Raw genomic sequence first — 15528 nt, 5'->3', positions numbered from 1 at the left:
ATGGTCGCGATCGATGGTCGCCGCTTCGAGCCGTCGAGGGGTTGTGGTTGATCGCTCGAGAGTCGCGCTGATCATTCAACTTCCGCGCCCGGCGCGAAAGGCACGTTACGACCTGAAACCGCTGCTCGTCCATGTCCGTACAAAATGCAACTACCTCGTGATCCCGGGCGGGCCCTGCGGGAGTGTGACAGAAACCGCCCTCATGGCGCTGAAGAGAGTACGGGCCGCCGCGCGGCCCGTGCCGCGCGACGGCCGGGGCCTCTCCTGTGGGGGGTGGCGGCCCCGGCCGTCTCCGCGGTTCACCCGCTCCGGGTCACTGCTTCTTGGACTTGTTCTTGTCCGCGTTCTGCGGGGCGCTCGTCCTGGCCTTCCGCTTCCCCGGTTTCGCGTCATTCGCGCCATTCGCGCCATTCGCGTCGGCCGTCCCCGCGCCCGTCCCCGTGCCCGGACCCGTCAGCGTGGCGCAGTAGGCGCTCACGTTCGCCTCACCGCCGGCCGCCGTCACGAGCCGCTGGTACGCCGTCGAGTCCAGCGCCTTGCCCCGGCCCCGGAGTTTTTCGTAGGCGCGGCAGTGGGCCAGGGTGTCCTTCGCGGTGGGCGGGCGCTCAGCGGGGGCGGACGCGGTGGGCCTCGCACTGCTGTGCGACTCGGCCGGGGTGCTCGCCGAGACGCTCGGGCGTACATCCTTGCCGCTCACCGCACCCTTGGGCTCGCCGCCGCCCGTCGAGCCGATCGCCGCGTAGGCGACACCGCCGAGGGTGAGACTGGCGAGGAGCACGGAGAGCGTCGCCTTCAGCGAACGTGCCCGGCGCCGCTGCGAGCGGGGCCGCCAGTCGTCGCGCCGCCTGGTCCGCGCCCGGTGTACCCCGGCGTCCCTCGCCGCCCGGAAGGCGGCCACGGCCCGCCGCTCCGCCTCGCCGTCGGACTTCTCCCCACGGAGGGCCGCGGCGAGCAGCGCCTCGAGGGGACTGTCGTCGTACGGCGCTGTCGGCGCGGGGGCGGTGTCGTCGTGGGCGGTGTCGTCGTGCGACTGCCGCTCCCGTGCGGTCCGGCCCCGCAGGGTCTCCTCCGGGCGCGCATGCCGACGGCCGGGGGCATCGCCGCTCCGTTCGTCACCCATGCCGTGTCCGTCCCTGTCCGAGGTGGCGCCCTCGCCTGTCATGTCGACTCCCCCAGCGTCCGGGGGCCTTCATCCGTCACACTCTCGGCGCCCAACTGGTGCGCCAGCCGCTTCAGCCCCCGGTACGCCGCGGTGCGCACCGCGCCGGGGCGTTTGCCCAGGACGCGGGCGGCGGTGGGGCCGTCCAGTCCGACGACGACCCGCAGCAACACCGCCTCGGCCTGGTCCCGCGGGAGCCCCCGGACCAGTTCGAGGGCGTACTCGGTGGACAGGGACTCCAGCGCCTGGTCGTGGGTGCTGTGCGGGGCGGGCAGGTCCAGCATGTCCTGCTCCAGCGCCGCCGACCGGGGCCGCACCCGCAGCCGGCGCAGATGGTCGAGGGCCCGGTGCCGGGCGATGGTCGCGGTCCAGCCGCGGAAGCCCGCCCCGTCACCCTTGAACCGGCCCAGGTCCCGGGCGATCTCCAGCCAGGCGTCCGAGGCCACGTCCTCCGCGTCCTCCCCGACCAGCCCGCGCAGATACCCGAGCAGTCCGGGCTGCACCAGCCGGTAGGCGACCGCGAAGGCAGCCTCGTCACCCTCCTGGGCTCGCGCGACGGCCGCGCCCAGTTCCCCGTCGTACGCCTGCACGCGGCGGGGTTCCCCTCCCTGGCCCAAGAACTTTCCTGTCCGTACCGGTTCGTGGCGATTCCGCACCGTCCGGCACGGTCACACCCTTGCCCATGTCCCCCACGGTCAACAGCGTCGGACCTCACAGAAGTGTCACAGCAGGTCGGACATCCCGGGCACCCCGCCTCGAACACCTGTGACACGTGGCAGTGTTCGTACGCTGTCCAAGTGCCACCTGTGTGACAGGTGGTGTTTCTGTGACCAAATTCAGGGGTGGGGTAGTGAGTCGTCGTAAAAGCCGTGCGTACAGACCGCTCAGCATGAAGCGGCGAGCGTGGCTGACGCTCGGTGCGGTTGTTCTGGGAGGCGGCGGCATCGCGACCTACGCCGTCGCCAGTCCGTCGACCGACGCCGCGGGGGACGTGCAGCCCAAGCGGCCGGTGAAGGTCTACGACTTGACGCTGAAGGGCACCGCGGCCGGCAAGCGGGAGCTGCCGCGCACCGAGACCAAGGAGTTCTCGCTGCTCGGTGTCTCCTGGACGGGGGTGACCAAACCGCTGGAGGGCAAGGCGCAGGTCCGTACCCGCAGCAGCGACACGGGCGAGTGGACCGCCTGGCAGGACCTGGAGACGAACATCGACCCGCCGGAGGACCCCGAGGAGCGCAGCGGCGCCCGCGGCGCGTCCGAGCCGCTGTGGGTCGGCCCCTCGGACGGTGTGCAGGTGCAGGTCGTCCACGAGGACGGCACCACGAGTGCCGGACTTCCCAAGGGACTTGAGGTCAACCTCGTCGACCCGGGCATCGCGACCGCCGCGGAGCAGAAGAACACCGGCGACGACACGGACCCGGCGGCGTTCGCCGCGGACGGGACGCCGACACCGACTCCGGCACCGACCGACTCCCCGTCACCGACGGCCACGGCCTCCGCGTCGGCTTCGGCTTCGGCCACCGCCTCCTCGACGCCGACCCCCACACCCACGGCCACCACCCCCACCGCGCCCCCGTCGACGGCCCCCAAGCCCTCGATGGTCTCCCGCGCCGGCTGGGGCGCCGACGAGTCGCTCAGCCCCGACCCGTCGGAGTACAACGCCGATGTGAAGGCCGTCTTCGTGCACCACACGGACGGCTCCAACGACTACTCGTGCGCCGACTCCGCGGCGATCGTGCGCGGCATCTACGCGTACCACACGCAGACCAACGGCTGGAACGACATCGGCTACAACTTCCTCGTCGACAAGTGCGGCACCATCTTCGAGGGCCGCAAGGGCGGCGTGGACCTGCCGGTCCTCGGCGCGCACACCTACGGCTGGAACCGTGAGTCCACCGGCATCGCGGTCCTCGGCAACTACACCGCCGCGGGCGCCTCGAACGCCGCCCTCGCCTCGGTCGCCCGGATCACGGCCTGGAAGCTCGGCCAGTACGGCGTCGATCCCAACTCGACGGTCCAGCTGAAGGCGGGCGCGACGCAGAAGAACCTCGCGGGTACGAGCTTCACCGCGGGCAGCCTCTACACCTTCAACCGGGTCTCCGGCCACCGCGACGGCTACGCCACCGAGTGCCCCGGCACCTCCCTCTACGCCCAGCTGCCGACCATCCGCGCCTGGGCGTCCGGCCCGGTGCAGGGCCTGAAGCTCACCTCGCTGACCGGCGCGGCCCTGTCCGGGTCGACGTACTACACCAAGGGCGCGATCACGGCGAAGTGGTCGGCCACCACGCCGGGTTCGCTGATCTCGAAGTTCGAGCTGCTGGTCGACGGGAAGGTCGTGGCCACCACGTCCGGTACGGCCACCTCGGCCGGCACCACCCTGGCCGCGGGCAGCCACAAGGTCGCCGTACGGGCCGTGCACCAGTCCGGCAAGGCCGCGACGACCACCGCGCTGACCGTCGTCACCGACACCACCGCGCCGACCTTCTCCACCACACCGAAGATCACCCTGCGCACCGGCACGGTCAACACCACCGCCGCCCCGGTGACCCTCGGCTGGAAGGCCGCCGACTCCCAGGCCCTGAAGCAGGTGAGCCTGCTGTCCCCGACGACGGCCACCTTCGGCCCGACCACCACCAGCTCCAGCCGTACCGCCAAGCCCGGTACCGCGAGCACCTGGTCGATGAAGGCGTACGACGTCGCGGGCAACACCCGTACGTCGTCCCCCTCGTACACGCCGATGATCCTTCAGGAGACCTCGGCCACCAAGTCCGGCAGCTGGACGACCCGTTCCTCCACCAGCTACCTCGGCGGCAAGTCGTACTCCAGCAGTTCCAAGGGTGCGAGCCTGACCTGGACGTTCACCGGCAAGTCCGCCGCGTGGGTGGTCTCGCGGGCGTCCACCTCCGGGCAGGCGTACGTGTACGTGGACGGCACCAAGGTCGCGACCGTGGACCTGAAGTCCTCGACCACCGCCTACCGCCAGGCGATCTGGACCAAGTCGTGGTCCAGCAGCGCCAAGCACACGGTGAAGATCGTGGTGGTGGGCACCAGCGGCCGCCCGACGATCACGACGGACGGCCTGGTCTACATCAAGTAGGGCCTCAGCCCAGCGTGTCCACCGGCTCGGGCGCCCGCTCCCCCACCCTGGGGAGTGGGCGCCCGTCCCGCGTTCACGACGACTCCCGCGATCAGCGCGGCCGGCAGCAGCGCCCCGAAGGCCCACCAGGTGGCCAACGCCGCCTCGGAGAAGCCGTACACCAGCGCCAGCATGCCGCCCGAGCCGAGCAGCGCGGCCGGCACGTCGAGGTGGGGGTCGGGGTGCCGTCCCCCGGGCGCGAGGAGCGCCCGCGCGCCCGCGAACGCGACCAGCGCGACGGGCACGTTGACGTACAGACACCAGTGCCAGTCCAGAATCTCGGTGAGCAGACCGCCCGCGAGCAGCCCGATCGCGGCGCCCGCCCCGACGATCGCCCCGAACACCCCGAAGGCCTTCGCCCGCTCCTTCGGTTCCGTGAACGTCGTCGCGAGCAGCGACAGCGCGGCCGGCGCGAGCAGCGCGGCGAACACGCCCTGCAGGGCCGGGCCCCGAACCGAAGGCGAGGGTGTAGGCGGTGGTGACCCTCCACGATGGTCATGTCCGCACGACCATCAACTGGGCGAGGGCGATGACGACCAGCGCCCACCAACGACGGTTGTCGGCCATGACCCCATCGTGCGCCTGCCAGCGTCCTCGGTCAGCGCCGCACAGCACCCGTCGCATCCCGGCACAGCAGTCGCAGCGAGCCGTCCCCGGCGAAGCAGCGGCGTGCCTCGTCCACCGGGTCCCACAGCCGTCCGTCGGGCGTACGGACCCAGTGGTCGCCGCCGCTCGTCCACCATTCGGCGCCGGCCTGGCGGACGACGACCTCACCGGCGTAGGCGCCGAGCCCGCGCAGCACCGTCTCCACGGCGGCGTACGGCACTCCCTCCCGCCGTATCTCCTCGATCAGCCGGTCGACGCGCCACAGGCTCTGCGCCGAGTAGTCGAGCCGGACGCGTGCGCCCTCGCGCAGGGCCGACACGGCGTCGGCCGCCCAGCGCACGGGCTTGGTCGCGGCGGAGGGCCTGGTCGCGGGCGCGGGTGCCTGGCGGGTCGTCACATCAGCGGTCGTATGAGCCGTCACATCTGTCATCACTTGGGGAAAGCGTCTCAGCGAGGTGTTTCGTCACGCGGATCGGGGCCTTCGCACGGACCGGTGCAGGACCGACCCACCTTCGCCGCATCCCTCCCCGGACGGTCACAGGACCCTCTCTGTCGCGAGGTTGACGCCGGAGTGACGATTCGCCCCTCCGCTGCGCTCCTGTCTCTGATGAGCGACTACTTCCATCTCCGCGCGGTGCCGCCCTCGGCCCTGCGCAACAGCGCGAACTGGATGCAACGGCTGTTCGAGGACGACTGGGACGCCGTCCGCGAACGCATCGGACGACACCGGGAGGAGGTGCTGGACAAGTCCTACCTGGACCACGAACTCCTCTACGCCGGCGCCGAGGTGGTCCTCGGCGGACTGCCGGTCTATCCGGGCGACCACGACAAGCCCCCGTTCCTGCTCCTGACGGCAGCCCGGGCGAACCACGTCTCGGCGTACCTCGGGTCCGCCGACTTCGAGGCCCTGTGGCTGCTCGTCCGCGAGGAGTTGCTGCCCAGACACGGCGGGGCGGCCGCGGAACGGGAGGCACGGGGGGTGTTCGCGGCGGCGCACCGGGACCTGACGGCTTTCTACGATCAGACGGCGCGGTACGGGGACGCGGTGGTCAAGTGGCTCGTCCAGTGAGCCGCCACCACTGAGCCCTCCCTCACCCCCGCCGCCGGCTCCTGCGGGACACCACCGCGCGCAGCACCCGGCGGCCCTCCGTCGACACCTCCAGGGCCGGGCGCAGGCCTGCCGGGCCGTGGCCGGCGAGGAGTTCCAGGACGGTGATCTGGCGGCGCAGTTCGGCGGCGACGAGGGGGGACATGCCCTCCGTACGGCCCTCGCGGCGGGCGTCGACCGAGTCGCCGGCGTCCTTCAGGGGGTCGAGCAGCCGGTGGATCCGGAGCGCGGCGACCGAGCAGGCGTCGGCCCACATCCGCATCCCGGCGGCGGAGCGTTCGACCGGCGCGGCGGCGAGCATGCGGCGGGCCAGCAGCACGGCCTCGTCCTCACCGGAGTCGGCGCAGTCGCCGGAGCCGCCCGCTCCCGGAACGCCGTCGCCTCCGTCGGCGGCCCCGAACTCCCCGCCCAGCTTTCCCCGCACCTGCTCCAGCCGTTCGCCCCACTCCGCGGCCCCGGCGTCGTCCGCGAGCCCCGCCCACAGCGGCCGAAGGACCTCGTCGTCGCCACCGAGCAGCGGTACGCAGCGATCCAAACAAGCCAACCCGCTGGCGGCCAGTCCGCGTTTGTCGGCCTGGCCGATCAGCTCCACCAGACTCATCCACGCCTCCCTCGCCGCGGTATTCCCTAACGGAACCCGCACTTCCCCTTACTGCGTGCGATGGCCCGGGAGTGTCACAGGGGCACCACACCGAGCCGGTCGAGCATACGGAAGAAGAGGTTTTCGGCCAAAGGATCGGGGTCGGCGTTCAGTACGTCGAGCAATGGCTCCTCGGCCACCTCGTGCCCCGCCTCCGCCGCCCAGGCGACGGCCCGCGCGGCCGCGTCCCGGGGTTCGAGGAAGTAGTCCTCCAGGGACAGCCCCTCCTCGCCGCCCCCGATGTACGCGGCCATGGCGGAACGGGCCAGACAGGTCGTCCAGGCCCCGCTCTCCGGCCCGGCCGCCTCCAGGACGACCGACGCACTGTCCATGACGTATCCGAAGAGCGCGGGCGAACCGCTCTCCAGGGCAAGGGCGTTCATGTTCCCGACGTCGCCCTCGCCGTTCGCGTACTCCCAGACCTGCCATCCGCCGGGCGCCGACTCGCGCAGGACCATGCCCTCGGCTCCGGCCAGCGCGTCCAGCTCGGCGAGCGGCCGCTCCCCGCGGCCCACGACGAAGTAACCCCAGTAGCCCATCCTCGGTTCCCCCTGGCTGCTCGGTACGGCTCGGGCCCGAATAGACCACATTCGTACGGCAGTTCGCAGCAGGATGGACCAAATCCGTCACACGGCGGCAGGCGCCGCGACTCCCTGGTGGGCCTTCTCGTCCTGCATCCGGGTCAGCCGCAGCACGACACCGGCGGCGAACAGGGCGGCCACGACGTCGACACCGTCCGCGAACATCACCTGCGTCATGGAGTCGTGGATCTCCTGGGAGGTGTCGGCCTCGTCGAACGCGGTGTACAGGAACCGCCCGATGGTGTTCGTGAGGAGCCACAGCGTCCACCAGACGTTGATCAGGGCATGCCCGCCCGGCTTCTCGCCCGTGCTGCTCGCGTCCCAGATGTCGACGACGACCCGGCGCGGGTACCACAGGCTCGCGATCGGCACGACCCAGCCGGCGATCAGCCAGGCGCGCGCCTTGCGGTGCCCGTCCGGGGCGAAGACCTCGGCGTTGAGCCGGACCCGCCACAGCCAGATCACGAAGACGACGGCGCAGGCCGGCAGCACGAGCACCTGTGCGCTGCCGGCCGCGGCCGTGAGCGTGTCCGCCAGGTCGGCCCGGTCCGGTACGGCCGCCCCGGTGTCGCCGACGGCGAGGTCGCCCGTGACGTCGTACATGAGGAAGTCCGCGCCGAGGGCGAACACGTCGACGGCCGCGGCCAGTGCGAGCAGTACCGCGGTGGCGCGGCCGAGCCCGACCGGCGAGCGCAGCCGGATCTTCGGTGTGACACCGGCCGGCGGGGTCGCGAACCCGGCGGCCGTGGCGCACCCGGCGCACAGCACGCCGTCCGGTGCCGCTTCGGCATGCAGGCAGCGCGTACAGAGCATGGTGAGGTCCCCCCGAGGTGCGATGATCAGCAGACCGCGCGGGTTCTCCCAGAGCCTCACGCACTGCATGCGGAACATACGGTTCGACAGCCCCGTAGGTCCACCGGAATCCCTGGTTCCTCAGCTCAGCCGGTTCCCGAGGGCCTTGAACCGCGCCCAGGTCAGGGCGGGCTTCCCCGGATCCCACAGCTTCTGCGCGGTCGCCCGCAGCGGCATCCGGATGCCTGACGCGACCTGGTTCTGCGTCTGCGCGTTCGGGAAGTCGCACCACACCGCGAAGTACCCGCCGAGGATCTGGCTGTCGTACTTCGAGGGGACGGCTGTCGTTCCGCGGATGACTCGCGGGGTCCACTCCTCGTAGATCCGCTGTCCCGTCGGATAGTAGAACTGGTTGGGCTGCCCGAGGACGTAGTAGAGGAACTTGTCGTTGTAGTTGACGACCTTGCGCCCCGCGCTCAGGTACTCCACCGGCTGCCGGGCGCCGATCTCCTTGCCCGTCCAGTACCCGACCCGGATGTCGGCGGCGGCCCGGACGGACGTCCCCCGGAAGAATCCGTCGTTCCACGCGAGCGGGGCCTTGCCGTGTGCCCGCACGGTGTCGGCGCGATCGTTGAGCCAGCCCGTGGTCAGGTCCTCGACGCCGGCGCCGGCGCCGTAGGCCTTCCTGGCGGCGGCGGCGAGCTGCGGGTAGGTCGCCTCCGGGTCGGACACCATCAGCGCGCGGTACTCGTCGCCCCCGAGGTGCCAGTCGGCGCCGGGGAAGAGACCGGCGTACTCGTTCAGCAGGTCGTCGACGATCTTGGCGGAAGCGGGGTTGGAGATGTCGACGGCCCCGCGCGCCGCGTTCCCCGCCCCACTGCGCAGCTGAAGCTCGGGGTGGGCGGCGATGACGGCCCCCAGGTGTCCGGGCGAGTCGATCTCGGGCACGACGGTGATGTGCCGCTGCGCCGCGAGGGCGACGATCCTCTTCACCTGCGCCTTGGTCAGGTGCTGCCTCGACACGATCTCCGGGTGCGAGTCGGACTCGATCCGGAACGCCTGATCGTCGGAGAAGTGCAGCTGGAGCCGGTTGAACTTCAGGTCGCCCAGTTCCCGGACCCGGTCCTCGATCCAGCCGGCCGTGAAGTTCTTGCGGGCGATGTCCAGGGAGAACCCGCGCACCGGCTTGGCCGGCTCGTCGCGCACGACGCCCTCCGGTGCCGTACCGCCACCGTGCACCGCCTGCTTGAGCGTGCGGGTGCCGTAGAACACCCCCGCGTCGTCCGGCCCGCTGATGGCGACCCGCCCGTCGCGCACGGTCATCCGGTACGACTCCGGGTCAGCGCCCTCGTCGTCGTTGAGCGTGAGGCGTACGTCCCCGGCGCGCACGTCGTCCTTCCGCCCGGCGTACGTCAGCCCCAGTTCACCGGCGAGGAGGCGCCCCTCGTCGGCGAGGCCGGCGTCGTTCACGACCACGCGCAGGCCGGAGGCGGGACGCCAGCCGGGGCCACGCGCCGGGGTGTGGGCGCGGACGGCCGGGATGGTGCGGGGTGTGGTGGACAGGGGGTAGGAGCGGGTGGGGCTGGGGGTCGGGCTCGGGGCCCTCGAAGGGGCTCGGGAGCCTTCCGCTCTGCCGCCCAGGGGTGACGCGGCCTGGGAGCTGGCCGATCCGGCAGGGCCGCTGTCTCCGCCCGCCCACAGACCGAGACCCACCCCGACCGCGACGGTGACGACGACCGCACCCGCGATCAGCCCCCGCGCCTGCTTCTCCGTTCGCTTCCTGTGCTGGCTCACATCGCCAACCTAGGGCCTTGGGAGAGAGGACCGCGTCCTCCAACCGTGCCCAAACGCCCCCGTGCGGGTGAAAATCGGGCATCCGTCGGACAGGTCATGTCCACTCTCGATAACGTGATGTCACACCGCTCACAGCTTCCCCTGCCGAAACACACGTGACGCCCACACATTCTCCCGGCCGACCGGCCATACCGTGCCTGCCCACCGTCCTGGACGCCTTCAACATGGCGCCCGCCGACGAGGCCAGGCTCCTTCTCCTGGACTGCCTGCACAGCCACCGCTGGGCAGAGCGGGTCACGGCCCACCGCCCCTATCCGACCGTGGACGCGCTGCTGGCCGCGTCGGACGAGGCGGCGTACGACCTGACTGTGTCGGATCTCACCGAGGCCCTGGCGGCCGAGACGCTCCCCGTGGTGCCGGAGGGGGCGTATTCGGCAGCCCACATGGCCATGGACGCAGCCCACGCGGCCTACGAGGCCCGCTTCGGCCACGCCTTCGTCATCTGCCTGGACGGCCTGCCGGCCGCTGAGGCCTTGGACCATGTACTGGCAGGCATCCGGTCACGATTGACAAACGATCCGGAGGAAGAACGGGTGGTGGCGGCAGAGGAACTCCGCCGCATCGCGAGGGGCCGGTTGGTGTCTTCCCTCAGGGGCGCGGGGCCGTAGTCGATGTGCGGCTACCGCCGCGCGGGCGCGACCAGCCACACACAACCCGCACCTGACACAAAACCGTCAATACCACCCCATTAGCCGCCGAGTACCCCCATCTGCGTGCCACTTTGATCACACAGGTAGGCCCCGGCTAAGCCCAGCGGCAGCGCATCGCTACGATGCTGGGGGCCGGTGGACCGTACCCGGCCGGGCCCGACCGACAGCACAAGCCGGCTGGCCCCGATACCCCGCTCCCGGAGGGACTTCCGTGCCGGCTGGAACGCTGTACCGCGGCCGGGAAGGAATGTGGTCCTGGGTGGCTCATCGAGTCACCGGCGTCCTCATCTTCTTCTTCCTGTTCGTTCACGTGCTGGACACCGCTCTCGTCCGTGTCTCCCCCGAGGACTACGACAAGGTCGTAGCCACGTACAAGACCCCGCTCGTCGCGTGTCTGGAGTACGGCCTCGTCGCGGCCATCCTCTTCCACGCGCTCAACGGCCTGCGCGTCATCGCCGTCGACTTCTGGTCGAAGGGTCCGCGCTACCAGAAGCAGATGCTCTGGTCCGTCGTGGGCCTGTGGGTCGTGCTCATGATCGGGGCGATCTACCCCGTCCTCGGCCACGCCGCTCGTGAACTGTTCGGGAGCTGACACCGATGGCGACCACTGAAACCACCGCTTCCGGCATCGGCCCCGTAGAGGGCGACTCCGGCTACGGCGTCGACAACCCGGCGCCCCTCATCGAGGCCCCGCGCAAGCGCACCAAGAAGACGCCTCGCTCCACCCGCGGCAACTTCGAGATGGCCGCATGGCTGTTCATGCGTCTGTCGGGTGTCGTCCTGGTCGTTCTGGTCATCGGCCACCTGCTGATCCAGCTGGTGCTGGACGGCGGCGTGTCGAAGGTCGGCTTCGCGTTCGTCGCGGGCCGCTGGGCGTCCCCGTTCTGGCAGGTCTGGGACCTGTTGATGCTGTGGCTCGCGATGCTGCACGGCGCCAACGGTCTGCGCACGATCATCAACGACTACGCGGAGCGCCCGAACACCCGCCTGTGGCTCAAGGGCCTGCTCTACACCGCCACGGTGTTCACCATCCTGCTCGGCACGCTGGTGATCTTCACCTTCGACCCGAACATCCGCTAGGCACGGGGCTGCGAGAATCATGAAGATCCACAAGTACGACACCGTCATCGTCGGCGCCGGTGGCGCGGGCATGCGCGCGGCCATCGAGTCGACGAAGCGCAGCCGCACCGCCGTGCTGACCAAGCTCTACCCCACCCGCTCCCACACGGGCGCCGCGCAGGGCGGCATGGCCGCCGCGCTGGCGAACGTGGAGGAGGACAACTGGGAGTGGCACACCTTCGACACGGTCAAGGGCGGTGACTACCTGGTCGACCAGGACGCCGCCGAGATCCTGGCGAAGGAGGCCATCGACTCGGTCCTCGACCTGGAGAAGATGGGCCTGCCGTTCAACCGCACGCCGAACGGCACCATCGACCAGCGCCGCTTCGGCGGTCACTCCCGCAACCACGGCGAGGCCCCGGTCCGTCGTTCCTGTTACGCGGCCGACCGCACCGGCCACATGATCCTCCAGACGCTGTACCAGAACTGCGTCAAGGAGGGCGTGGAGTTCTTCAACGAGTTCTACGTCCTGGACCAGCTGATCACCGAGGTCGACGGCGTGAAGCGGTCGGCGGGGGTCGTGGCGTACGAGCTGGCGACGGGCGAGATCCACGTCTTCCAGGCGAAGGCCGTGATCTACGCGTCCGGCGGCTGCGGCAAGTTCTTCAAGGTGACGTCCAACGCGCACACGCTGACGGGCGACGGCCAGGCGGCGGTCTACCGCCGCGGTCTTCCCTTGGAGGACATGGAGTTCTTCCAGTTCCACCCGACCGGCATCTGGCGCATGGGCATCCTGCTGACGGAGGGCGCCCGCGGTGAGGGCGGCATCCTCCGCAACAAGGACGGCGAGCGCTTCATGGAGAAGTACGCGCCGGTCATGAAGGACCTCGCGTCCCGTGACGTCGTCTCCCGCTCCATCTACACGGAGATCCGTGAGGGCCGCGGCTGCGGTCCCGAGGGCGACCACGTCTACCTGGACCTCACCCACCTCCCGCCGGAGCAGCTGGACGCGAAGCTGCCCGACATCACGGAGTTCGCCCGCACCTACCTCGGTATCGAGCCGTACACGGACCCGATCCCGATCCAGCCGACGGCCCACTACGCGATGGGCGGCATCCCGACGAACGTCGAGGGTGAGGTCCTGGCGGACAACACGACGGTGGTCCCGGGCCTGTACGCGGCCGGCGAGGTGGCCTGCGTCTCGGTCCACGGCGCCAACCGCCTGGGCACGAACTCGCTGCTGGACATCAACGTGTTCGGCAAGCGGGCCGGTATCGCCGCCGCCGAGTACTCGCAGAAGGCGGACTACGTCGAGCTGCCCGAGGACCCGGCGCGGCTGGTGCTCGACCAGGTCGAGCGGCTCCGCGACGCCACCGGCACCGAGCGCGTGTCGGTGCTGCGCCGCGAGCTGCAGGAGACCATGGACGCGAACGTCATGGTGTTCCGCACCGAGCAGACGATCAAGACGGCGGTCGAGAAGATCGCGGAGCTGCGCGAGCGCTACAAGAACGTCTCGATCCAGGACAAGGGCCGGCGTTTCAACACGGACCTGCTGGAGGCGATCGAGCTCGGCAACCTGCTGGACCTCGCCGAGGTCATGGCGGTCTCCGCGCTGGCCCGCAAGGAGTCCCGCGGCGGTCACTACCGCGAGGACTACCCGAACCGCGACGACGTCAACTTCATGCGCCACACCATGGCGTACCGCGAGGTGGGCGACGACGGCACCGAGTCCATCCGTCTCGACTACAAGCCGGTCGTCCAGACCCGCTACCAGCCGATGGAGCGTAAGTACTGATGGCAACCCCTGTTCTGGACAAGGCGGACGCGGCCGGCGAGCCCGAGCCCGGCTTCGCCGACTCTCCGTACATCACGGCCACCTTCCGCATCCGCCGCTTCAACTCCGAGGTCTCGGCGGAAGCGGTCTGGGAAGACTTCCAGCTGGAGATCGACCCGAAGGAACGTGTCCTCGACGCCCTCCACAAGATCAAGTGGGAGCTGGACGGCACGCTGACCTTCCGCCGCTCCTGCGCGCACGGCATCTGCGGCTCGGACGCCATGCGGATCAACGGCAAGAACCGTCTGGCGTGCAAGACGCTGATCAAGGACATCAACCCGTCGAAGCCGATCACGGTCGAGCCCATCAAGGGCCTGACGGTCCTGAAGGACCTCGTGGTCGACATGGAGCCGTTCTTCCAGGCATACCGCGACGTGATGCCCTTCCTGATCACGAAGGACACCAACGAGCCGACCCGGGAACGCCTCCAGACGGCGGAGGACCGCGAGCGCTTCGACGACACGACGAAGTGCATCCTGTGCGCGGCCTGCACGTCCTCCTGCCCGGTCTTCTGGAACGACGGCCAGTACTTCGGCCCGGCGGCCATCGTCAACGCCCACCGCTTCATCTTCGACAGCCGTGACGAGGCGGGCGAGCAGCGACTGGAGATCCTCAACGACCGTGACGGCGTGTGGCGCTGCCGCACGACGTTCAACTGCACGGACGCCTGTCCGCGTGGGATCGAGGTCACCAAGGCGATCCAGGAAGTGAAGAGGGCGCTGATCACCCGGCGTTACTGACCCTCTCGCAACGGCTGGAACAGAGGCCCCGTTTCCCTACCGCGGCAGGTAAGGAAACGGGGCCTTGATGCGTAGCCGCCCTGTTCCTCGCCTGACAGGTATCTGCCACACTGCGAATCCGGCGATTCGACCGATCTGTCATGGTTGTTCCTTGGGGGCGAGTGAGTGGCCCAAGCAGCTGGGGCTGATACGGGCGACCGAGACCGCCCTGTTCATCGCGGACGCGCGGCGAGACGGCGGCCCGCGTCGGCCCGCATCCGGATTTCCGCGTCTTTCTCCGCCGTCCTGTCCGCCCGTCGCCTCAAAGACTTCCAGCGCCTGAGGACACGCACCGCGCGGACCTGGAACGGCTGAAGCAGCAGACCGAGCAGTGCGGCGCAGGCGGTGACCGTTGCCGTCAGTCCGAGTGCGGCGGTCCCCCGGGCGGTACGGCCTGCCAGTCACTCCGACCCGAGAAACTTCCCGCCCGCACCAGTGCGAGCACCGCCGCGACGAACAGCGCGCACGGCGCGAAGTGCACCGACAGCACCCGTCGCACGCAGAGGGAGGGGCACGTGCACCGTCCTCCGGCTCAGCGCTCGGGCGTTTCCTCCGACCCGCGTCCAGGACGCCTGTCGACCGCCGTCAGATCGATCTCGATGTCGAAGGGGACGGAGACCTTGAGCCGCTCGTGGAAGATGCCAGTGAGGCCGTAGGAATGCGTGGCCGGGTCGAGCTCGTAGACGTAGACGACGGGGAGGCCCTTGTCGGCGTCCTGCTCCACGCGCCAGAAGTGGGGCACACCTGCTGCCGCGTACTTGCGGGGCTTCACCTCGCGGTCCCGTTCGCGCGAGTCGGCGGAGACGACCTCGACGGCGAGAACGACATCTTCCGGTTCGTACCAGGTCTGGTTCGGGCCGGTCACCGCGTCCACCGGAAAGACCACGATGTCCGGCTCAGGGCGGTTCTTCGAGTCCAGCTTGACCGTCATCTCGCGGTCCACGTCCAAGTGGTCCGGCGCCTGTCGCAACAGGGCATTGTCCAGCAGACGCATCGTCCGGCTGTGGAATCAGGTCTGCGGACTCATGAAGACGAGACTTCCGTCGATCAACTCCGTGTGCGGCGGGAGGCCCGGAATCCGGTCGAGGTCGTCCGCGGTCCAACCCTCGGGAGGCGGAATCGGCCAGCGGTACGTCGGCTCGTCGCCCGGACCGTCGTCGGATGCGGCGCTCATTGGTGCTCCCATGGGACGGAGTCTCGCCAGTCGATTCAGCGTATCCAGCGGAAACGGCAGCCGGCGCACCTCACGGAGTGATCCGTTGCGAAAGTCGGCCGGGGTCGACCGCGTGATCAGGACACGTGGAGAGTCAACATTGGTCAAGTCCTCTGTGAC

General features: G+C 70.0%; 15 protein-coding genes and 1 pseudogene. 7 read left to right on the top strand and 9 right to left on the bottom strand.

The genetic code is table 11. The features are described from left to right. Positions 1 to 313: 313 nt before the first annotated feature. Both QF027_RS30375 and QF027_RS30370 read right to left on the bottom strand, forming a co-directional pair. A complete protein-coding gene (locus QF027_RS30375) occupies positions 314 to 1162 on the bottom strand; it encodes a hypothetical protein (RefSeq protein ID WP_307078262.1) in 849 nt (282 codons plus the stop codon). Beyond that, positions 1159 to 1776 carry an RNA polymerase sigma factor gene (locus QF027_RS30370; protein ID WP_306977181.1) on the bottom strand — a complete coding sequence of 206 codons (618 nt, stop codon included), beginning with the start codon at positions 1774 to 1776 and terminating at the stop codon, positions 1159 to 1161. The genes QF027_RS30375 and QF027_RS30370 overlap by 4 nt, the downstream gene beginning before the upstream one ends. 272 nt (positions 1777 to 2048) lie before the next feature. Between QF027_RS30370 and QF027_RS30365 the strand changes: the two genes are divergently transcribed. Next, positions 2049 to 4253, top strand: a complete 2205-nt coding sequence (locus tag QF027_RS30365) for a peptidoglycan recognition protein family protein (RefSeq protein ID WP_307078260.1) — start codon at positions 2049 to 2051, stop codon at positions 4251 to 4253. Here the strand turns inward: QF027_RS30365 and QF027_RS30360 are convergent. Both QF027_RS30360 and QF027_RS30355 read right to left on the bottom strand, forming a co-directional pair. Continuing rightward, positions 4241 to 4723, bottom strand: coding sequence for an MFS transporter (locus QF027_RS30360; RefSeq protein ID WP_307078258.1), 483 nt, complete (start codon positions 4721 to 4723; stop codon positions 4241 to 4243). The two genes, QF027_RS30365 and QF027_RS30360, sit on opposite strands and share 13 nt — an antisense overlap. Positions 4724 to 4890: 167 nt before the next feature. Further along, positions 4891 to 5328 carry a hypothetical protein gene (locus QF027_RS30355; protein WP_373430958.1) on the bottom strand — a complete coding sequence of 146 codons (438 nt, stop codon included), beginning with the start codon at positions 5326 to 5328 and terminating at the stop codon, positions 4891 to 4893. Between the two features lie 177 nt (positions 5329 to 5505). Here QF027_RS30355 and QF027_RS30350 point away from each other — a divergent pair, with 177 nt between their 5' ends. After that, positions 5506 to 5967, top strand: coding sequence for a DUF1877 domain-containing protein (locus tag QF027_RS30350; protein WP_306977186.1), 462 nt, complete (start codon positions 5506 to 5508; stop codon positions 5965 to 5967). Between the two features lie 22 nt (positions 5968 to 5989). On the opposite strand, the gene QF027_RS30345 is transcribed toward QF027_RS30350, so the two are convergent. From QF027_RS30345 to QF027_RS30330, 4 genes are all read right to left on the bottom strand, one after another. Continuing rightward, complete coding sequence (locus QF027_RS30345; RefSeq protein ID WP_307078255.1) at positions 5990 to 6607, bottom strand: hypothetical protein; 618 nt, start codon at positions 6605 to 6607, stop codon at positions 5990 to 5992. A gap of 74 nt (positions 6608 to 6681) precedes the next feature. Further along, positions 6682 to 7185, bottom strand: a complete 504-nt coding sequence (locus QF027_RS30340) for a hypothetical protein (protein ID WP_306977188.1) — start codon at positions 7183 to 7185, stop codon at positions 6682 to 6684. Between the two features lie 87 nt (positions 7186 to 7272). Continuing rightward, positions 7273 to 8040, bottom strand: coding sequence for a DUF4328 domain-containing protein (locus tag QF027_RS30335; RefSeq protein ID WP_307082542.1), 768 nt, complete (start codon positions 8038 to 8040; stop codon positions 7273 to 7275). A gap of 120 nt (positions 8041 to 8160) precedes the next feature. Next, positions 8161 to 9813 carry a family 20 glycosylhydrolase gene (locus QF027_RS30330; protein WP_307078253.1) on the bottom strand — a complete coding sequence of 551 codons (1653 nt, stop codon included), beginning with the start codon at positions 9811 to 9813 and terminating at the stop codon, positions 8161 to 8163. Positions 9814 to 9968: 155 nt separating this feature from the next. Here QF027_RS30330 and QF027_RS30325 point away from each other — a divergent pair, with 155 nt between their 5' ends. The 5 genes from QF027_RS30325 (at position 9969) to QF027_RS30305 (ending at position 14156) form a co-directional block, all read left to right on the top strand. Further along, the gene (locus QF027_RS30325; RefSeq protein WP_307078251.1) at positions 9969 to 10481 is read left to right on the top strand and encodes a 2-oxo-4-hydroxy-4-carboxy-5-ureidoimidazoline decarboxylase; all 513 of its coding nucleotides are present in this window, start codon (positions 9969 to 9971) and stop codon (positions 10479 to 10481) included. Positions 10482 to 10734: 253 nt separating this feature from the next. After that, positions 10735 to 11115: a succinate dehydrogenase, cytochrome b556 subunit gene (gene sdhC, locus QF027_RS30320; protein WP_007384241.1), complete on the top strand. Its 381-nt coding sequence runs from the start codon at positions 10735 to 10737 to the stop codon at positions 11113 to 11115. 5 nt (positions 11116 to 11120) lie between these two features. Further along, a complete protein-coding gene (locus tag QF027_RS30315) occupies positions 11121 to 11603 on the top strand; it encodes a succinate dehydrogenase hydrophobic membrane anchor subunit (protein WP_007384240.1) in 483 nt (160 codons plus the stop codon). Positions 11604 to 11622: 19 nt separating this feature from the next. Further along, the gene (sdhA, locus tag QF027_RS30310) at positions 11623 to 13377 is read left to right on the top strand and encodes a succinate dehydrogenase flavoprotein subunit (protein ID WP_306977200.1); all 1755 of its coding nucleotides are present in this window, start codon (positions 11623 to 11625) and stop codon (positions 13375 to 13377) included. Next, a complete protein-coding gene (locus tag QF027_RS30305) occupies positions 13377 to 14156 on the top strand; it encodes a succinate dehydrogenase iron-sulfur subunit (RefSeq protein WP_306977202.1) in 780 nt (259 codons plus the stop codon). The genes sdhA and QF027_RS30305 overlap by 1 nt, the downstream gene beginning before the upstream one ends. 571 nt (positions 14157 to 14727) lie before the next feature. Here the strand turns inward: QF027_RS30305 and QF027_RS30300 are convergent. After that, a pseudogene (locus QF027_RS30300) lies at positions 14728 to 15369 on the bottom strand (Uma2 family endonuclease). Between the last annotated feature and the right edge of the window lie 159 nt (positions 15370 to 15528).

Source organism: Streptomyces canus, from assembly GCF_030816965.1.
Lineage (GTDB): Bacteria > Actinomycetota > Actinomycetes > Streptomycetales > Streptomycetaceae > Streptomyces > Streptomyces canus_E.
This window is presented reverse-complemented; position numbering and strand designations above follow the sequence as displayed.